Annotated in this window: 1 protein-coding gene; it reads right to left on the bottom strand. The window is 68.2% G+C overall.

From position 1 onward, the window contains the following. A partial coding sequence (locus HW556_RS18505; protein WP_176901586.1) for a hypothetical protein occupies positions 1-204 on the bottom strand: 204 nt, incomplete at its 3' end. Between the last annotated feature and the right edge of the window lie 73 nt (positions 205-277).

Raw genomic sequence — 277 nt, 5'->3', positions numbered from 1 at the left:
CCCGGGGCAGTTGAGCGTGTCCACCACGCGCAGGTCTTGGCCTTCGCCGTATTCGGCAAACCAGCGGGGCAAGCGGGGGTACTGCTTCACCCACTGCTTCACCGCGGCCGGGCTCAGGCGGGACGTGCCAGCCAACTGCTTCCCCAACTCCTCCAGATGGTACACCGGCAAGGGACAAGGCACCGTAGGGGGAGCGGAAGGCACCGGCGCAGGAGCTGCGGAACTTGGGGCAGGGGGAGCGGGGGAACGGGTAACGGCCACGGCTTCTTGGGAGGGT

Source organism: Hymenobacter terrestris, assembly GCF_013377905.1.
GTDB lineage: Bacteria > Bacteroidota > Bacteroidia > Cytophagales > Hymenobacteraceae > Hymenobacter > Hymenobacter terrestris.
The sequence above is the reverse complement of the archived record's forward strand: the minus strand, read 5'-3'. Positions and strand labels throughout refer to the sequence as shown.